The 14,898-nt window shown below is 71.5% G+C and carries 12 protein-coding genes and 3 pseudogenes; 4 read left to right on the top strand and 11 right to left on the bottom strand.

Annotated elements, in window-relative coordinates; translation table 11 throughout:
• Positions 1-3: 3 nt before the first annotated feature.
• From ACZ470_RS14135 to ACZ470_RS14145, 3 genes are all read right to left on the bottom strand, one after another.
• Positions 4-2,856: a lectin gene (locus ACZ470_RS14135; RefSeq protein WP_468427137.1), complete on the bottom strand. Its 2,853-nt coding sequence runs from the start codon at positions 2,854-2,856 to the stop codon at positions 4-6.
• Between the two features lie 295 nt (positions 2,857-3,151).
• The gene (locus ACZ470_RS14140) at positions 3,152-4,678 is read right to left on the bottom strand and encodes a family 43 glycosylhydrolase (RefSeq protein WP_468427138.1); all 1,527 of its coding nucleotides are present in this window, start codon (positions 4,676-4,678) and stop codon (positions 3,152-3,154) included.
• A 150-nt stretch (positions 4,679-4,828) separates the two neighbouring features.
• On the bottom strand, positions 4,829-5,335 hold the full coding sequence (locus tag ACZ470_RS14145) for a MarR family winged helix-turn-helix transcriptional regulator (protein WP_468427139.1): 507 nt from the start codon (positions 5,333-5,335) through the stop codon (positions 4,829-4,831).
• 124 nt (positions 5,336-5,459) lie between these two features.
• Here ACZ470_RS14145 and ACZ470_RS14150 point away from each other — a divergent pair, with 124 nt between their 5' ends.
• From ACZ470_RS14150 to ACZ470_RS14160, 3 genes are all read left to right on the top strand, one after another.
• Positions 5,460-7,601 carry an MMPL family transporter gene (locus ACZ470_RS14150; RefSeq protein WP_468427140.1) on the top strand — a complete coding sequence of 714 codons (2,142 nt, stop codon included), beginning with the start codon at positions 5,460-5,462 and terminating at the stop codon, positions 7,599-7,601.
• Positions 7,602-7,780: 179 nt separating this feature from the next.
• Positions 7,781-9,322 carry an SDR family oxidoreductase gene (locus tag ACZ470_RS14155; protein ID WP_468427141.1) on the top strand — a complete coding sequence of 514 codons (1,542 nt, stop codon included), beginning with the start codon at positions 7,781-7,783 and terminating at the stop codon, positions 9,320-9,322.
• Positions 9,319-10,692, top strand: coding sequence for a cryptochrome/photolyase family protein (locus ACZ470_RS14160; RefSeq protein WP_468427142.1), 1,374 nt, complete (start codon positions 9,319-9,321; stop codon positions 10,690-10,692). The genes ACZ470_RS14155 and ACZ470_RS14160 overlap by 4 nt, the downstream gene beginning before the upstream one ends.
• A 25-nt stretch (positions 10,693-10,717) precedes the next feature.
• Here ACZ470_RS14160 and ACZ470_RS14165 read toward each other — a convergent pair.
• From ACZ470_RS14165 to ACZ470_RS14175, 3 genes and pseudogenes are all read right to left on the bottom strand, one after another.
• Positions 10,718-10,870 (bottom strand): annotated as a pseudogene (locus tag ACZ470_RS14165) (DNA starvation/stationary phase protection protein); the annotation flags it as partial.
• 135 nt (positions 10,871-11,005) lie between these two features.
• Positions 11,006-11,452: a MarR family winged helix-turn-helix transcriptional regulator gene (locus ACZ470_RS14170; protein WP_468427143.1), complete on the bottom strand. Its 447-nt coding sequence runs from the start codon at positions 11,450-11,452 to the stop codon at positions 11,006-11,008.
• Positions 11,449-11,931: a MarR family winged helix-turn-helix transcriptional regulator gene (locus tag ACZ470_RS14175; RefSeq protein ID WP_468427144.1), complete on the bottom strand. Its 483-nt coding sequence runs from the start codon at positions 11,929-11,931 to the stop codon at positions 11,449-11,451. The genes ACZ470_RS14170 and ACZ470_RS14175 overlap by 4 nt, the downstream gene beginning before the upstream one ends.
• Before the next feature lie 85 nt (positions 11,932-12,016).
• Here ACZ470_RS14175 and ACZ470_RS14180 point away from each other — a divergent pair, with 85 nt between their 5' ends.
• Positions 12,017-12,916, top strand: a complete 900-nt coding sequence (locus tag ACZ470_RS14180) for an NAD-dependent protein deacetylase (RefSeq protein ID WP_468427145.1) — start codon at positions 12,017-12,019, stop codon at positions 12,914-12,916.
• Between the two features lie 59 nt (positions 12,917-12,975).
• Here the strand turns inward: ACZ470_RS14180 and ACZ470_RS14185 are convergent, their stop codons facing one another.
• From ACZ470_RS14185 to ACZ470_RS14205, 5 genes and pseudogenes are all read right to left on the bottom strand, one after another.
• Positions 12,976-13,281: a hypothetical protein gene (locus ACZ470_RS14185; RefSeq protein ID WP_468427146.1), complete on the bottom strand. Its 306-nt coding sequence runs from the start codon at positions 13,279-13,281 to the stop codon at positions 12,976-12,978.
• A gap of 38 nt (positions 13,282-13,319) precedes the next feature.
• Entirely contained in the window at positions 13,320-13,622 is a 303-nt protein-coding gene (locus ACZ470_RS14190; RefSeq protein WP_468427147.1) for a hypothetical protein, read from the bottom strand.
• 178 nt (positions 13,623-13,800) lie between these two features.
• Positions 13,801-13,860: pseudogene (locus ACZ470_RS14195) on the bottom strand (hypothetical protein); the annotation flags it as partial.
• Between the two features lie 79 nt (positions 13,861-13,939).
• Complete coding sequence (locus ACZ470_RS14200) at positions 13,940-14,251, bottom strand: helix-turn-helix domain-containing protein (RefSeq protein WP_468427148.1); 312 nt, start codon at positions 14,249-14,251, stop codon at positions 13,940-13,942.
• Between the two features lie 107 nt (positions 14,252-14,358).
• A pseudogene (locus ACZ470_RS14205) lies at positions 14,359-14,652 on the bottom strand (transcriptional regulator); the annotation flags it as partial.
• Positions 14,653-14,898 lie beyond the last annotated feature (246 nt).

Consider the following 14,898-nt stretch of genomic DNA (forward strand, 5'->3'; position numbering starts at 1 on the left):
TTTCTACGGCAGGGTCCATTTCTGGTTGGCTCCGGTGTGGCAGGTCCACAGATGGACCGGTGTCCCGTCGTTCCAGGTACCGCCCGAGGCATCCAGGCACTTGCCCGACTGCGGATTGCGGACCGTGCCGTCCGACTGGGCCGCCCACTTCTGCGCCCCCGTCCCGTTGCACGTCCACAACTGCACCCTCGTGCCGTCCGCACTCCCACCACCGGACACGTCCAGACACTTGCCCAGCGCCCTCAACGTGCCGTCACCGGCCACCGTCCACCGCTGCGCCGCGGACCCGTTGCACGTCCAGATCTGCACCTCCGTACCATCCGCCGTGCCCGCGTTGTCCACATCCAGACACTTCCCGTTGACCCCCTTCACCTCGCCCGTGCGGGTGCCGCCGGTTGAGGTGGTGAAGGAGAACTCGTCCACGTCGAACAGGGCGCCGCTGCCGCCCTTGAAGACGAGGTGGAGGGTGGTGGATCCGGCCGGCTGGTTGCTCAGCGACGCCGTGACGTCCTGGAAGGTCTCCCAGTCGCCGGTGACCGGCACGGTGGCCGTGCCGAGCAGGGTGCCGGTCGGGGAACCGGCGCGGACCTCGAGGGTGCCGCCTGCGCCCGCGGAGGAGACACGGGCGGTGAAGCCGGTGGTGTTGTCGAGGCTGTAGGGCGTGAAGGAGATCCAGTCGCCGTTGTTGATGTCGCCGACCGTCTTGCCGCCGTGCGCGGATGCGTGGTTGATGACCTGGACGCCGGCGGAGTCGCCGTAGTGCTCGGCCTGCCGGTGGCTGGGCTGGGTGATGTGCTGGTCGTGGGCGGTGAGCGCGGTCTGTCCGTTCGCGCCCTTGTCGGTGTACTCGGCGTCGACGACGCCGAAGATGTTGGCGTTGGGGTCGTGTTCGCCGTCGGCCAGGGTCTGGAGGGTGCCGGTGCAGCCGGTGGCCGAGGTCTGCGGGTGTCCGTGGCTGTCGTGGCCGATGATGAAGGTGACCTTCACCTTGGCGCAGTCGATCGTGCCGTCCTCCGGGTCGGTGACGGTCACCTTGAACGGGATGGCGTCGCCGAAGTCGTGGATGCGTCCGTCGACGGGGGTGTCGAGCCGGACGGTCGGGGCGGTGTTGCCGACGGTGATCTGTACGGAGGCCGTGGCGGACTTGCCGGTGGGGTCGGTGACCTTCAGCGTCGCGGTGTACTGGCCGTTGGCGGTGTAGGTGTGGGACGGGTTGGCCGCCGTGGAGGTGGCGCCGTCGCCGAAGGTCCAGGCGTGGGTGAGCGTGCCGCCGTCGGGGTCGGAGCTGCCGGCGGAGGAGAAGCCGACGGTGAGGGGTGCGGTGCCGGAGGTGGTGTTCGCCTTGGCCTGGGCCACCGGGGCGAGCCCGCCGGTCACGTGCTCGATGCGGTACAGGGCCGAGTTGGCGTCGCCGTTGAAGTAGCCGGTGCCGTAGTCGAGGACGTAGAGGGCACCGTCGGGACCGAAGGCCATGTCCATCACCTGGGTGCCGCTCCAGGGGAAGGCGTTGATGGACTGCACGGTGCCGTCGCCGCCGGCCTCGATCCGCTTGATCCAGCGGCGGCCGAACTCACCGGCGAAGAAGTCCCCGTCGTACTCGGCGGGGAACTTCACCTCGGAGGTGGAGTTCGCGTCGTAGCGGTAGACGGGTCCGCCCATGGGCGACTCGGAACCGTTGCCGAACTCCGGGACGGAACCGCCGTCGTAGGGGATCCAGGCGGGCTGGGCGGGCGGCAGGTCGGTCAGACCGGTGTTGCGCGGTGAAGTGTTCTTCGGCGCCGCGCAGTTGAAGGCCGCGCCCGAGGCTCCGGTGCCGAAGTCGTAGTCGACGTAGGCGTTGTTCTTCCCCGTGCAGTACGGCCAGCCGAAGTTGCCGGCCTTGGTGATCCGGTTGAACTCGACCTGCCCGCCGGGACCGCGGGAGGCGCTGGCGGTGCCGGCGTCCGGGCCGTAGTCACCGACGTAGACGGTTCCCGTCGCCTTGTCGACGCTCATCCGGAAGGGGTTGCGGAAGCCCATCGCGTAGATCTCGGGGCGGGTTCGGGCGGTGCCGGGGGCGAAGAGGTTGCCGGCCGGGATGCTGTACGTGCCGTCGGCGTTCACCTTGATACGCAGGACCTTGCCGCGCAGGTCGTTGGTGTTGCCCGAGGAACGCTGGGCGTCGTAGGCGGGGTTGCGCGAGGAGCGCTCGTCGATGGGCGTGTAGCCGTCGGAGGCGAAGGGGTTGGTGTCGTCGCCCGTCGACAGGTAGAGGTTGCCCGCCGCGTCGAAGTCGATGTCGCCGCCGACGTGACAGCACAGGCCGCGGGAGGCGGGCACGTCGAGGATCTTCCTCTCACTGCCCAAGTCCAGGGTGCCGTCGGCCCTGAGGACGAAGCGGGACAGCCGGTTGACGCCGTCGAACGGGGTGAAGTCGGATGCCGTCCCGTCGGCCGGGGCGTCCCCGGCCGGAGTGCTCAGCTTGGGAGCGTAGTAGAGGTAGACGAAGCGGTTGGAGGCGAAGCCGGGGTCGACGGCGACTCCCTGGAGGCCCTCCTCGTCGTGGCTGTAGACCTCCAGCCTGCCCGCCACGGTGGTGGTGCCCGCCGCGTCGGTGAGCCGCAGTGTGCCGTCGCGCGAGGTGTGCAGCACCGAGCGGTCGGGCAGGACGGCCAGGGTCATCGGCTCGCCCGTCTCGGCCACGCCTTTGGCGAGGGTGACCTGCTGGAAGTCGACGGCCGCGGCGGCCTCGGGTCCGGCCTGGGCGGCGGTGGGTGCTGCCGCGGCAGGGCCCAGGGGCAGCGCCAGGCCGATGACACACGCCACGGCGGTCAGCAGTGTGCGGATACGTCTGTGTCCGAGCGGTTTCCTGCGCACGGATGTCTCCCGGGATATGGGGGGTGGCGGCGGGCCCGGGGGCCTGCCGTGAAGGAGTACGGGCGCGCGCCGTCGCGCCGTGGGGACACCGGCCGTCACCCGCACAGGGTTATGACCGGTTCATTTCAAGGAAGTTAGCGGGCGCGGCCCGAACGCGTAACCCCTTTCGCGCGCAGTCCCTCATCTTCTTCCTCGCGTGAGACAAAGTCGTCGGCGCGCGCGTCCACCCGGGAGGGGTCGGAGTGGCGTGCCCGGCCGTCGGTGCGTCAGGGGCACCGACGGCCGGTGGGGTGTGTCAGTTCACGTAGACCTCGGCGCGGTCGACGCTCACGAAGGACGCCCCTGACTGGGAGTTGTGCTGTCCCGTGACCCGGACCCGGAGGGTGTGACTGCCGTGGGCGAGCCGTGGACTGGTGTACTGCACCGCCTCGCCGACGCGGATCGAGTTGTGGAAGTCCACCTGCTGTTCGGGGCCGCCGTCGATGCTGATGGCCGCGTAGCCGTTGCCGGTGTCCTTGACGGAGAGCAGGACGATGCGGGTGCCGGTGAAGGAGAAGGTGGCCGTGGCACCGGCCCGGTCGCTCCAGTGGTCGTCGCTCCAGAAGCACTGGGTGGCGCAGCCCGTGCCGGAGTTCCAGTTGCCGGTGTAGGTGACGCCGCCGGGGCCGCTGGAGCGGCCGTCGTCGTTGATCCAGTAGTTGCCGGACCCCGGGTCGCCGGAGGGCAGGTCCTGGGTGGCGCCCATCGCCAGTGGACGGCCGAAGTCGGGGCTCCCGTCGGCACGCCAGGTGAACTTCTGCGCCCGGGTGGTGCGGTTGCTGTAGGTGTTCACCGACGTGGTCTTGGCGTGGTAGACGATCCAGTCCTCGGTGCCGTCGGGAGAGCTGAAGAAGGCGTGGTGGCCGGGCCCGAACACGCCCCGGTCGTCTGCCCGGGAGAACACCGCGCCCTGGTGCTGCCGCCAGTTGCCCGGTACGAGCGGGTCGGCGCCCAGCGGCATCGACATCATCCAGACCTGGTAGTCCGGCTTGCCCGTGTCGCAGGTGGAGTACGTCATCCAGACCCGGCCGTTGCGGTACAGGAACTCGGGCCCTTCCCGCACCTCGGGGCATCCGCCGGCCGCGTTGATCGCGACGGCGTTGCCGGAGACGGTGTACGGGTTGGACATCGGGGCGATGTTGATCCCGTTGTGCTGGTACTGGTTGATTCCGCTGTACGCGAGGTAGAGCCGTCCGCCCAGTTGGAGGATGCCCGCGTCGATGGCGAAGTCGTCGGCGTGGTTGGGCGGGGCGAGCTTCGCCTTGAAGTGGTAGGGGCCGGCCGGGTCGTCACGTTCCGACTCCAGGACGTACAGGCGGTGGTGCTCGTCGATGCCGTCGTCGGCGGTGTAGTACAGGTACCAGCGGCCGTTGAAGCGGTAGAACTCCGGGGCCCAGATGTTGCGGTTGCGGGACGGGTCGGAGTCCGTCCACACGGTGATCGGGTCGGCCGTCAGGAGGGTGCCCAGGGACGGGGAGCGCCACATGCGGATGCTGTTTCCCTGGGTGGTGGTGAGGTAGTAGTTCCCGTTCCAGTGCGTCATGAACGGGTCGGGCCCGGTGTTGAGCGGGTTGCGGAACGTACCGGCCGCCGCGGCGGCGGCCCGTGATTCGGGAGCCTTGGGCGACGCCGCGGCGGGCAGGGCGACGGCCGCGGGAAGCAGTCCCAGGACGAGCCCGAGCAGGGCGGCGGCGAGAAGACAGATGTGCCCGCGGGAGCGGAGGTGGGGCCTTGGAGGCACAGGGGGGTCCTTTCCGGGAGCGGATCTCGGCCGGAAGGCCATGACGAGGTAGGGGCCACACAGCGTTTTACATCGATGTAATGACGGGGCGTCATGCTAGGGACGTCACAGGGCTCCGTCAATGGCCGCCGCACCGCCGTGAGTTGGGGTGCGCCGCGACGCGTGCATCCAGCCGTCCGCGCCCTGACGCGTTCAGCGCCCGGAGGGCCCGCTGCGCAGGAGGGCCAGCTCCCGGTTCATCTCGTCCAGGAAACGGGCGACCACCATCAGCTCCTCGTCACGGAAGCGCGCTCGTGCGGCGTCGGTACCGCGCGCCAAGGGCTGGAAGAAGTCCCTGGCGACACTCTTGGCCGCCTCCGCGTAGTGCAGGTGGACGACACGGCGGTCGTCGGCCGCGCGGACGCGCCGGATGTGGCCCGCCTTCTCCAGCCGGTCGATGCACGCGGTCACCGCACCCGAGGTGAGGTCCAGCCGCCGGCGCAGCCGCCCGGGCGTCATGGGCCCTTCGTCGGGGTCGGCGTCGAGGATCGCGACGAGGGCCTGCACATCCGTGAGATGCAGTCCCTGCGCCTGGGCGAACTCGTGGGCGATGCGGTTGAACTCGCCGTTCATCCGGCGGAGGAGGACGGCGAAGGACTGAAGGCCCGTCGGGTCGTCCCCGGGAGGGAGAGGCGCTGTGGGGCTGTCGGTCCCGTGCATGCCCCCAGTATAGGGTCACTCAATCATTGAGATACTTTGTCGTCGGCTTACTTTGTCGTCGGCTTACTTTGTCGTTGACCTTTACTTCCTCCGATCCTCGATCCTGTGACGATGGGAATCAGCTGTGAGATCCGCGCCACGCCGGGCCCGTTGGCTCGTCCCGTTGGCCCTGCTGCTGATCTGGCTCGGCGTGGGCGGCACGCTCGGGCCCTACGCGGGCAAACTGGGCGAGGTCGCCACCAACGACCAGGCCTCGTTCCTGCCGCAGAGCGCCGAGTCCACCCGGGTACTCAAGGCCCGCGAGGCGTTCGACCAGTCGGAGACCCTGCCCGCGATCGTCGTCTGGACGACGGACGGGGCCGACGTCACCGAGGCCCAGCGCGCGGCCGCCACCCGCGCGGTCGACGGGCTCACCGGACGGCCCGGGGTCGTCGGCGCTCCGTCGCCCGCCCTGCGCTCCGACGACGGGCAGGCGTTGCAGGCCGTCGTCCAGTTGGAACCCGACCTCGGCGACGAACTGAGCGACGTCCTGGACGAGGTGGACGAGTCCGCGCGCGGCGTGCCGGGCACCACGGTGCACCTGGCCGGACCGGCGGCGAGCCAGGCCGACCTGTCGAACGCCTTCGCGGGCATCGACGGTCTGCTGCTGGGTGTGGCGCTGGTCGCCGTGCTGCTGATCCTGCTGCTGGTCCACCGCAGCGTGCTGCTGCCGTTCCTGATCATCCTTCAGTCCGTCTTCGCCCTGGGCCTGGCGTGTGCGGTGGTCTACGTGCTGGCCGACCGGGACGTGCTGCGGGTCGACGGACAGGTGCAGGGCATCCTGTCGATCCTCGTGATCGGCGCCGCGACGGACTACGCGCTGCTGCTGGCCGCGCGCTTCCGTGAGGAACTCGCCCGATGCGAGGACCGGCCCTCGGCCGCGCTGGCGGCCGTCCGCGGTTCCTTCGGCGCGATCACGGCGAGCGCGGCCACCGTGGCGCTCGCGCTGCTGGCCCTGCTCGCCAGTGACCTCACCAACAACCGTGCCCTCGGCCCGGTCGGCGCCATCGGCATCGTCTGCGCCGTGCTCTCCAGCCTGACGTTCCTGCCGGCCGCGCTGGCGCTGCTGGGCAGGACCGCGTACTGGCCCGCGCGGTCCAGGACGCCGGATGTGCCCGCCGACGGGCACGGGGTGTGGCATCGCGTCGCCGCGAAGGTCGACGCCAGGCCGCGCCGCACCTGGGTGGTGACCGCTCTCGTCCTCGCCGCCTGCGCGGCCTTCTCCCCGTCGCTGTCCGCGAAGGGAGTGCCCCTCGACGAGATCTTCGTGAACGACGCGCCCTCCGTCGCCGCCCAGCAGGCGCTCGGCGAACACTTCCCCGCCGGCTCCGGCAACCCCGCCGTCATCATCGCCGACGCCGACCGCACCGCTCAGGTGACGGCCGCGGCACGGGAAACGGAGGGCGTGGCATCGGCCGGTGCCGTCACCGCGTCCGGACGGCCGGGAGCCGGTGAGCCCCTGGTCGTCGACGGGAGGGTCCGCATCGACGCCACCCTGCGGGCCGCCGCGGACAGTGACGCGGCCAAGGAGACCGTCGAGCGGCTGCGCGCCGACGTGCACGCGGTGTCCGGGGCCGACGCGCTGGTCGGCGGCTACACGGCACAGCAGTACGACACCCAGCAGACCGCCGCCCAGGACCGTACGCTCATCGTGCCGGTGGTGCTCGGCATCATCCTGCTGATCCTGGTCCTGCTGCTGCGCTCCCTGCTCGTACCGGTCCTGCTGGTCGCGACCGTGGCCCTCAACTTCCTGGCGACGCTCGGGGTGTCGACGCTCGTCTTCGAGCACCTCCTCGGCTTCGGCGGCACAGACGCGTCGGTGCCGCTGTACGGGTTCGTGTTCCTCGTGGCACTCGGCGTGGACTACAACATCTTCCTCATGAGCCGGGTGCGGGAGGAGGCACTCGTGCACGGCAACCGGCAGGGCGTACTGCGCGGGCTGACCACCACCGGCGGGGTGATCACCTCGGCGGGCGTGGTGCTCGCCGCCACGTTCGCGGCGCTCATGGTGATCCCGCTGGCCTTCCTGGCCCAGATCGCGTTCATCGTGGCCTTCGGCGTTCTGCTCGACACGCTCGTCGTGCGATCGCTCCTGGTTCCCGCGCTGGTGCTCGACATCGGTCCGCGCGCCTGGTGGCCCAGCGCCCTGGCACGCGAGGGCGGCAAACCCGCGGACAGCGGGAACCCGCCGGACAGGACCACGACGCGCGACGTCGGCAGTGGCTGAGCGACAGCCCGGTTGACCTGTTCGGCGTATGCGCGCCCCCCTTTCGCCGCGGCGTGGCCGTCCCCTCCGGGACCGCGGGTGAGGGTGTCGAACGGCCGCGGCGACGGGCACGGCCACGTCGCCGCGGCCATGATCGGACACCAGAGGGCGACGTCGGCACGAGACACCGGGAGGAACCCGTGGCCACGACGGACGGACAACGGGACGCGGAGCCGCTGCACTGCCTGGTCACCGGGGCGTCCGGGTACATCGGAGGACGGCTGGTCCCGGAGCTGCTCGGGGCCGGCCACCGGGTCCGCTGTCTGGCCCGCTCCCCCGGCAAGCTCCGCGACCACCCCTGGGCGCCGGACGCCGAGACCGTCCGCGGTGATGTCACGGACGCCGGCTCCGTCGCCGAGGCCATGCGCGGAGTCGACGTCGCCTACTACCTGGTGCACGCCCTCGGATCCGGCCCGGGCTTCGAGGACACGGACCGCCGCGCGGCCCGCACCTTCGCCGAGCAGGCGCACGCCGCCGGGGTACGCCGCATCGTCTACCTCGGCGGTCTCACCCCGAAGGGCGTGCCCGAGTCCTCCCTCTCCCCCCATCTGCGCTCGCGGGCCGAGGTCGGACGCGTCTTCCTGGACGGCCCGGTGCCCGCCACCGTGCTGCGCGCCGCCGTCGTCATCGGCTCGGGGTCGGCCTCGTTCGAGATGCTGCGCCATCTCACCGAGCGGCTGCCCGTGATGGTGACCCCGCGCTGGGTGCACACCCGCACCCAGCCCATCGGAGTCCGCGACGTACTGCGTTACCTGGTCGGCTCGGCCCCTATGCCGGCCGACGTCGACCGGGCGTTCGACATCGGAGGGCCGGACGTCCTGACCTACCGGGAGATGATGGCCCGCTACGCCGCCGTCGCCGGCCTCAGCCGGCGGATCGTCGTTCCGGTTCCGGTCCTCACACCCTGGCTGTCGAGTCACTGGGTCGGTCTCGTCACCCCGGTGCCCGCCTCCCTCGCACGGCCGCTGACCGAGTCGCTGCGTCACGAGGTCGTCTGCGACGAGCACGACATCGCCCGATACGTACCCGACGCCCCGGGCCGGCCGCTGCCCTTCGACGAGGCGGTGGCACTGGCGCTGCGCCGGGTCCGGGAGGCCCAGGTGGCGACCCGCTGGTCGTCCGCGGCCGTACCCGGCGCCCCCAGTGACCCGTTGCCCACCGATCCGGACTGGGCCGGCGGCAGTCTCTACCGGGACGAGCGGCAGTTGACGGTCGACGCGTCCCGCGCCGCGCTGTGGAAGGTCATCGAGGGCATCGGCGGCGACACCGGCTGGTACTCCTTCCCCCTGGCGTGGGCGGCGCGCGGCCGGCTGGACCGCTTCGTCGGCGGGGTCGGACTGCGACGCGGACGACGGGACGCCGAACGCCTGCGGGTCGGTGACTCGCTGGACTTCTGGCGGGTCGAGGAGATCGAACCGGGCCGTCTGCTGCGGCTGCGCGCCGAGATGCGGCTGCCCGGCCTCGCCTGGCTGGAGATGTACGCCGAGGTGGACACCGAGGGACGCACCCGTTACCGGCAGCGCGCCCTGTTCCATCCGCGCGGGCTGCTCGGCCACGCCTACTGGTGGGCCGTCTCACCGTTCCACTCCGTCGTCTTCGGCGGTATGGCCCGCAACATCTCCCGGGCCGCCGCCAAGGGCATGAGCGCCCGGGGACCCACATCACCGGGAGTGACGACATGAGGCGCGCGGTCGTCCTGTTCACCTCGGACCTGCGGCTGCACGACCATCCGCCGCTGCACGCGGCGCTCGCGGCGGCCGACGAGGTGGTGCCCCTCTTCGTCCGCGATCCCGGGGTGCACGAGCTGGGCTTCGACGCGCCCAACCGCCGCGCCTTCCTCGCCGACTGCCTGACGGACCTCGACACCTCGCTGCGGCGACGCGGCGGCCGGCTCGTCGTGCGCACCGGGCCGGTGGGCCCGCAGGTCGGCGCGATCGTCGCCGAGTGCGGTGCGACGGAGGTGCACATCGCGGCCGGTGTCACCGGGTACGCGCAACGGCGGGAGAACCGGCTGCGCGACGCACTGGGCGGACAGGGTGTCGCCCTGCGGGTGCACGACGGCGTGATCACGGCGGTGGCACCCGGGGCCGTGACCCCGTCCGGCTCCGACCACTACGCGGTCTTCACCCCCTACTTCCGCCGCTGGTCGGCCGAGCGACTGCGCGAGCCCCTCCGGGCACCGCGAACGGTGCGGGTGCCCGAGGAGGTGCGCGGCGAACCGCTGCCGCCCCGCGGGTCCGTGTCCGGCACCTCACCGGACCTGCCCGTCGGAGGGGAGAAGGCGGGGCGGGACAGGTTCGCCCGGTGGGCGCGGGCGGAACTGGCGGCGTACGAGGAACGGCACGACGACCTGGAGGGTGACGCGACCTCGCGGCTGTCGCCGTACCTGCACTTCGGTGCCCTGTCGCCGGTGGAGCTCGTCCAGCGGTCCCGTGTGCGGGGCGGCCCCGGGGCGGAGGCGTTCGTGCGTCAGCTGTGCTGGCGCGACTTCCACCACCAGGTGATGGCGGCCCGGCCCGAGGCGTCCGCCCGGGACTACCGCACCCGGCACGACCGCTGGCGGGGCGAGGACGAGGCGGCCGAGGACATCGCCGCGTGGCGCGAGGGCCGTACCGGCTACCCCGTCGTCGACGCGGGGATGCGCCAACTGCGGCACGAGGGCTGGATGCACAACCGGGCGCGTCTGCTGGTGGCGAGTTTCCTGACCAAGACGCTGTACGTGGACTGGCGGATCGGGGCCCGGCACTTCCTGGACCTGCTCGTGGACGGTGACATCGTCAACAACCAGCTCAACTGGCAGTGGGTCGCGGGCACCGGCACGGACACCCGGCCCCACCGTGTCCTCAACCCCGTGGTCCAGGGCAAACGCTTCGATCCGCGGGGAGCCTACGTACGCCGGTGGGTGCCCGAACTGCGCGACGTGCCGCAGGGGTCCGTGCACGAGCCCTGGCGGCTCCCGGAAGCGCGGCGGGCCCGGCTGGACTACCCCGAACCGCTGATCGACCTCGCGGACGGGCTGGCACGCTTCAAACTCGCGCGTGGCCGCGTATGACCGCGCGGCGCGCCGGAAGCGACGGTCACGGCTGCTTGCGTGCCTGGTCCGCGGCCTGGTCGGCTGCACCGGTCTCGGTGGTGGCGCCACGGGTGCTGAGCCTGCCGCCGCTCGACTCCAGGTGCGCGCGGACGAACCACTGGAAGAGCTCCAGACCGCGCAGTTGCTCGATGAGCATGCATCTGGAGCAACGCGATGGTGTTCTGGCTGTCCTGGGTGCGGACAAGCACCGGTCGTCGCGGCTTCGGGGTCCGGGCCCGTACCGTCACGCCGATACCACCGGTTCGGAGCACGGCCATCGGCCGGGCGGCCCTCAGCTGTGGGGCGGTTCCGCGTTCGCGCGCTCGGTGACCAGTGCCAGTACCCGGCCCGCGACGGCGAGGTCCTCGGCCGGAATATCGGCGTACAGGCGGGCGGAGATCTCGGCGGTCTCCGCCGTGCAGCTCTCGTACAGCTCCCGTCCGGCGTCGGTGAGCCGTATCCGGGAGGCCTCCGCCGGGTCCTCCTCCAGCAGCTTCGCGGCCGTGAGCTCCTCGATGAAGCCGCGTACGACCGACGCGTCGGCCTTCAGCGAGCCGGTGACGTCTTCGACGAGCTCGCCGGAGCCGATGGACCCGCCCGCGGCCACCACGGCCCGGAGCGTCACGCTCTGGTGGAACGTGACGCCGTGGCGTGCCAGTACGTCCTCCAGCAGGGCGCGCCCCGCGAAGTGCGCCAGGGCGATGACCCGGCCGTTGACCGTGGGTGCGGTGATGGTCATGGCTGCTCCTCGTCGTTGTCGGTGCGCGGATCGAGCGGTACGTCCAGCAGGGTCGCCAGCTCACGGGTGAACTCGCGCGTGCGCGGGCCGTGCTGTCCGCCGAGCGGTGCCAGCAACTGGTCCAGCAGGCCCTGGACCACCGTGATCGCGCGGCCTGTGACGTCGCGTCCGCGCTCGGTGAGCGCCAGCTGCATGGCGCGGGGGTCGTCCGGGTCGCGGGTGCGGGTGACGAGCCCGGCGGCCTCCAGCGCACGGGCCAGCTTGGACACGTACAACGGTTCGAGCCCCGTGTGGTCGGCGAGCCGGCGCTGGCTGGGCCGCAGCCCGGAACGCGCCATGCCGTACAACGACGCCATCACCGCGTACTGGGCATGGGTCAGACCCAGGGGCGCGACCGCCCGGTCGACGGCGACCCGCCATTTCATCGACAGGCGCCAGACCAGGAACCCCGCGGTGGCGCTCTCCGCTGCTTCACTCACCCGATAAACCATACATAGCTACTATGTACATGGCTACTGTTTTCCTTCCAGCCCCCGAGGCCGGTGCGTTCCGTACCCTTGCGGCATGCACATGCGCCCCACTCTGAGCTGGACCCCTCCCGAGGACCTGCCGCCGGGCACCACCGATCTCGAGCCGGTCGCCGACGCGCTGCGCGGCGGCGGTGTGCTGGTCCTCAGCGGTGCGGGCATCTCCACGGAGTCGGGCATCCCCGACTACCGGGGCGAAGGCGGGAGCCTGACCCGGCACACCCCGATGACCTACCAGGACTTCACCGGCAGCGCGCAGGCCCGACGCCGGTACTGGGCCCGCAGTCACCTGGGCTGGCGCACCTTCGGGCGTGCCCACCCCAACGCCGGGCACCGGGCCGTGGCCGCCTTCGGGCGACACGGCCTGCTCTCGGGTGTGATCACCCAGAACGTCGACGGCCTGCACCAGGCCGCCGGGAGCGAGGACGTCGTGGAACTCCACGGTGGCCTGGACCGGGTCGTCTGCCTGACCTGCGGCGACCTCAGCCCGCGGCGCGAACTCGCCCAGCGGCTCGAGGAGGCCAACCCCGGCTTCGACCCGGTCGCCGCCGGGATCAACCCCGACGGTGACGCCGACCTCACCGACGCGCAGGTCGGCGACTTCCACGTGGTGCCGTGCACCGTCTGCGGCGGCATCCTCAAACCGGATGTGGTGTTCTTCGGCGAGAACGTCCCGCCGCGGCGGGTCGAGCACTGCCGCGCTCTGGTCCGTGAGGCCGCCGCGCTGCTGGTCCTGGGCTCCTCACTGACAGTGATGTCCGGGCTGCGGTTCGTCCGCCAGGCCGCCCAGGCCGACAAGCCGGTCCTGATCATCAACCGGGACCCGACCCGGGGCGACCGGTACGCCCTCACCCGGGTCGCACTGCCGCTCGGCACGGCCCTCACCACCGTGGCCGGCCGCCTGGACGTCCCCGTCGACGGCCGGGCGGCCGCCTGAGGGCAATTGCCGGCCCGCCCCGAGCGCGCCGGCTCCTCCTCAGGACGACGGGCGGTGCCTCACTGGTCCGCCGTCCCGGGAGTGCCGACGGCGTAGACGTCCTTGATCTTCACCTCGGTGACACCGCGGCCCTCGGCGAAGACGGCGCGCCAGTCACCGATGACGTGCAGCTCGTCGGTGCCCATCGCGCGGACGACCATCAGCCCCTCGTCGTCGGCGCGGTGGGCCTTCCACCACAGGTTCGCGAAGGCCTGGGAGCGGATGAGGTGCATCCAGTCGGTGCGGTACAGCTCGCGGTTGTAGTTCGACTCCCCCAGGGTGGAGACGAACTTCGAGTACATCGCCATGACGTACTCCAGCGTCACCTCGTCGCCCTCGGCGATCGCCCGGTCCCGGGCGTCCTTCAGCGCGACGCGGAACTTCTCCAGCAGGCCCTTGGTGGCCCCGGCTCGTCCCGGCTGCCGATCGGGTTGGGCAGGACGGCGTCGTGTTCCCAGACGGGCGGGGTGATCAGGTGCACGCCGGCGCGGCGCCGGTCGTGGTGGTCGCCGATGGCGTGGTCCAGCAGTGCCATCGCGTCCGGGATCACCCGCTTCACCAAGGCCCCGGTCGCCGCCTCCACATCCCCGGAGTGCTCGGCGAGGGCGGCGGCGACCGCGGATCCGATCAGGTCCGGCGCGTCGTCCGTCCTCAGACGACGGCCCACGGGTACGACCCGCACGCCGCGCTCGGGGCCGCGCCGGCGGCCGGAAGCCTCCGCACGGCCGGTGGTCCGCGTGGGCTCCGGCGGCCAGCTTCGTCCTCGCTCCCTCGAGGAAGTACGCGTACTTCTCGTGCACATCGCCGCTCGGGTCGCGTCCGGACTGCCAGCCCTCGACCGTCGACGGGCTGACGCCCAGGGCCCGGGCGAGTTGGACGCGCGAGAGGTTCAGCTCCTCGCGCAGGGTGCGCCGCTCGTCGGGCGACGCAGCGGAATCTCCTTCCTGGCCGCGGCGAGCAGCGCGTCGATCGCACCGAAGTCAGTCATCGCAGGCCTCCGTCGACGGCCGCGGGACGTACGGTGCCGACCCGGCGGCCGGAAACACGGCGCCGCTCGACGGGGAGCGCCTCCACGGCCCGGGTCGGTCCAGCCAGGAGGTCGAGGACGTCGATGCCGTAGTGCGCGGCGACGGCCTCACAGTCGGTCAGGCTCCAGGCCGCCGTTCCCGACTGACGGCGGCTCACCTGTGCCTGGCTCACTCCCAGGGCCGAGGCGAGCTCGGTCTGCGACTCCCCGGCCGCGTGCAGGAGCGCCGCCACCGCGGACCGAACCCTCTCGTCGAGGCTCATACCCATGAGAGCAAATCTACCAGGCGTCACTCATACACCATGCGAATTCCGCATCGCTGGTTCGCGAGGAAAGCGGACTCGGCCGGGCGCTCCGGTACCGCCGCGGACGACGGTCAGGCCGCGAAGCCAATGTTGGTGACGTACTCGTACTGACCCCACTCGGAGCCAAGATCGACCATGGCGTCGTTGACCCAGGCGTCGTCCAGGAGCTGGTCGTCCTCCCTGGCCCACGCGTCGACGATCCGGTCCCAGTGCCGCACGTTGAGAGTGCGGAACGACACCACGCGCTGGCGCCGGCGGTCGACCTGGGACTGGTTGAGCGGGTGGAACTCGACGCGGGTGCCGCGGCCCCGGCGGTTCAGGCGTGCGAGCAGATACCTGGCGACGTTGTGGCGGCGCGAGCCCCGTATTTGCCGAACTCGATGTTCCGCTCCGGCACCCCGCCTCCTTCGCCCGCGCCAGGGTCCGACGGCATGACCCGCGCACCCGTCCTCCGTGCGTGTCAAAGATACGGGGACTCGCTGCTCCGGTTCCGGTGCGTGCCGCGGCTGAACCGTCGGACCAGCGCTTGCGTACGAGAAGGACGGACGTCTCCCGTCCGCGTCACCCCCGGTGCGGCACATCTGTGCCGCACCGACCGATACAAGGAGTGC

This window comes from Streptomyces sp. NPDC031111, assembly GCF_055570675.1.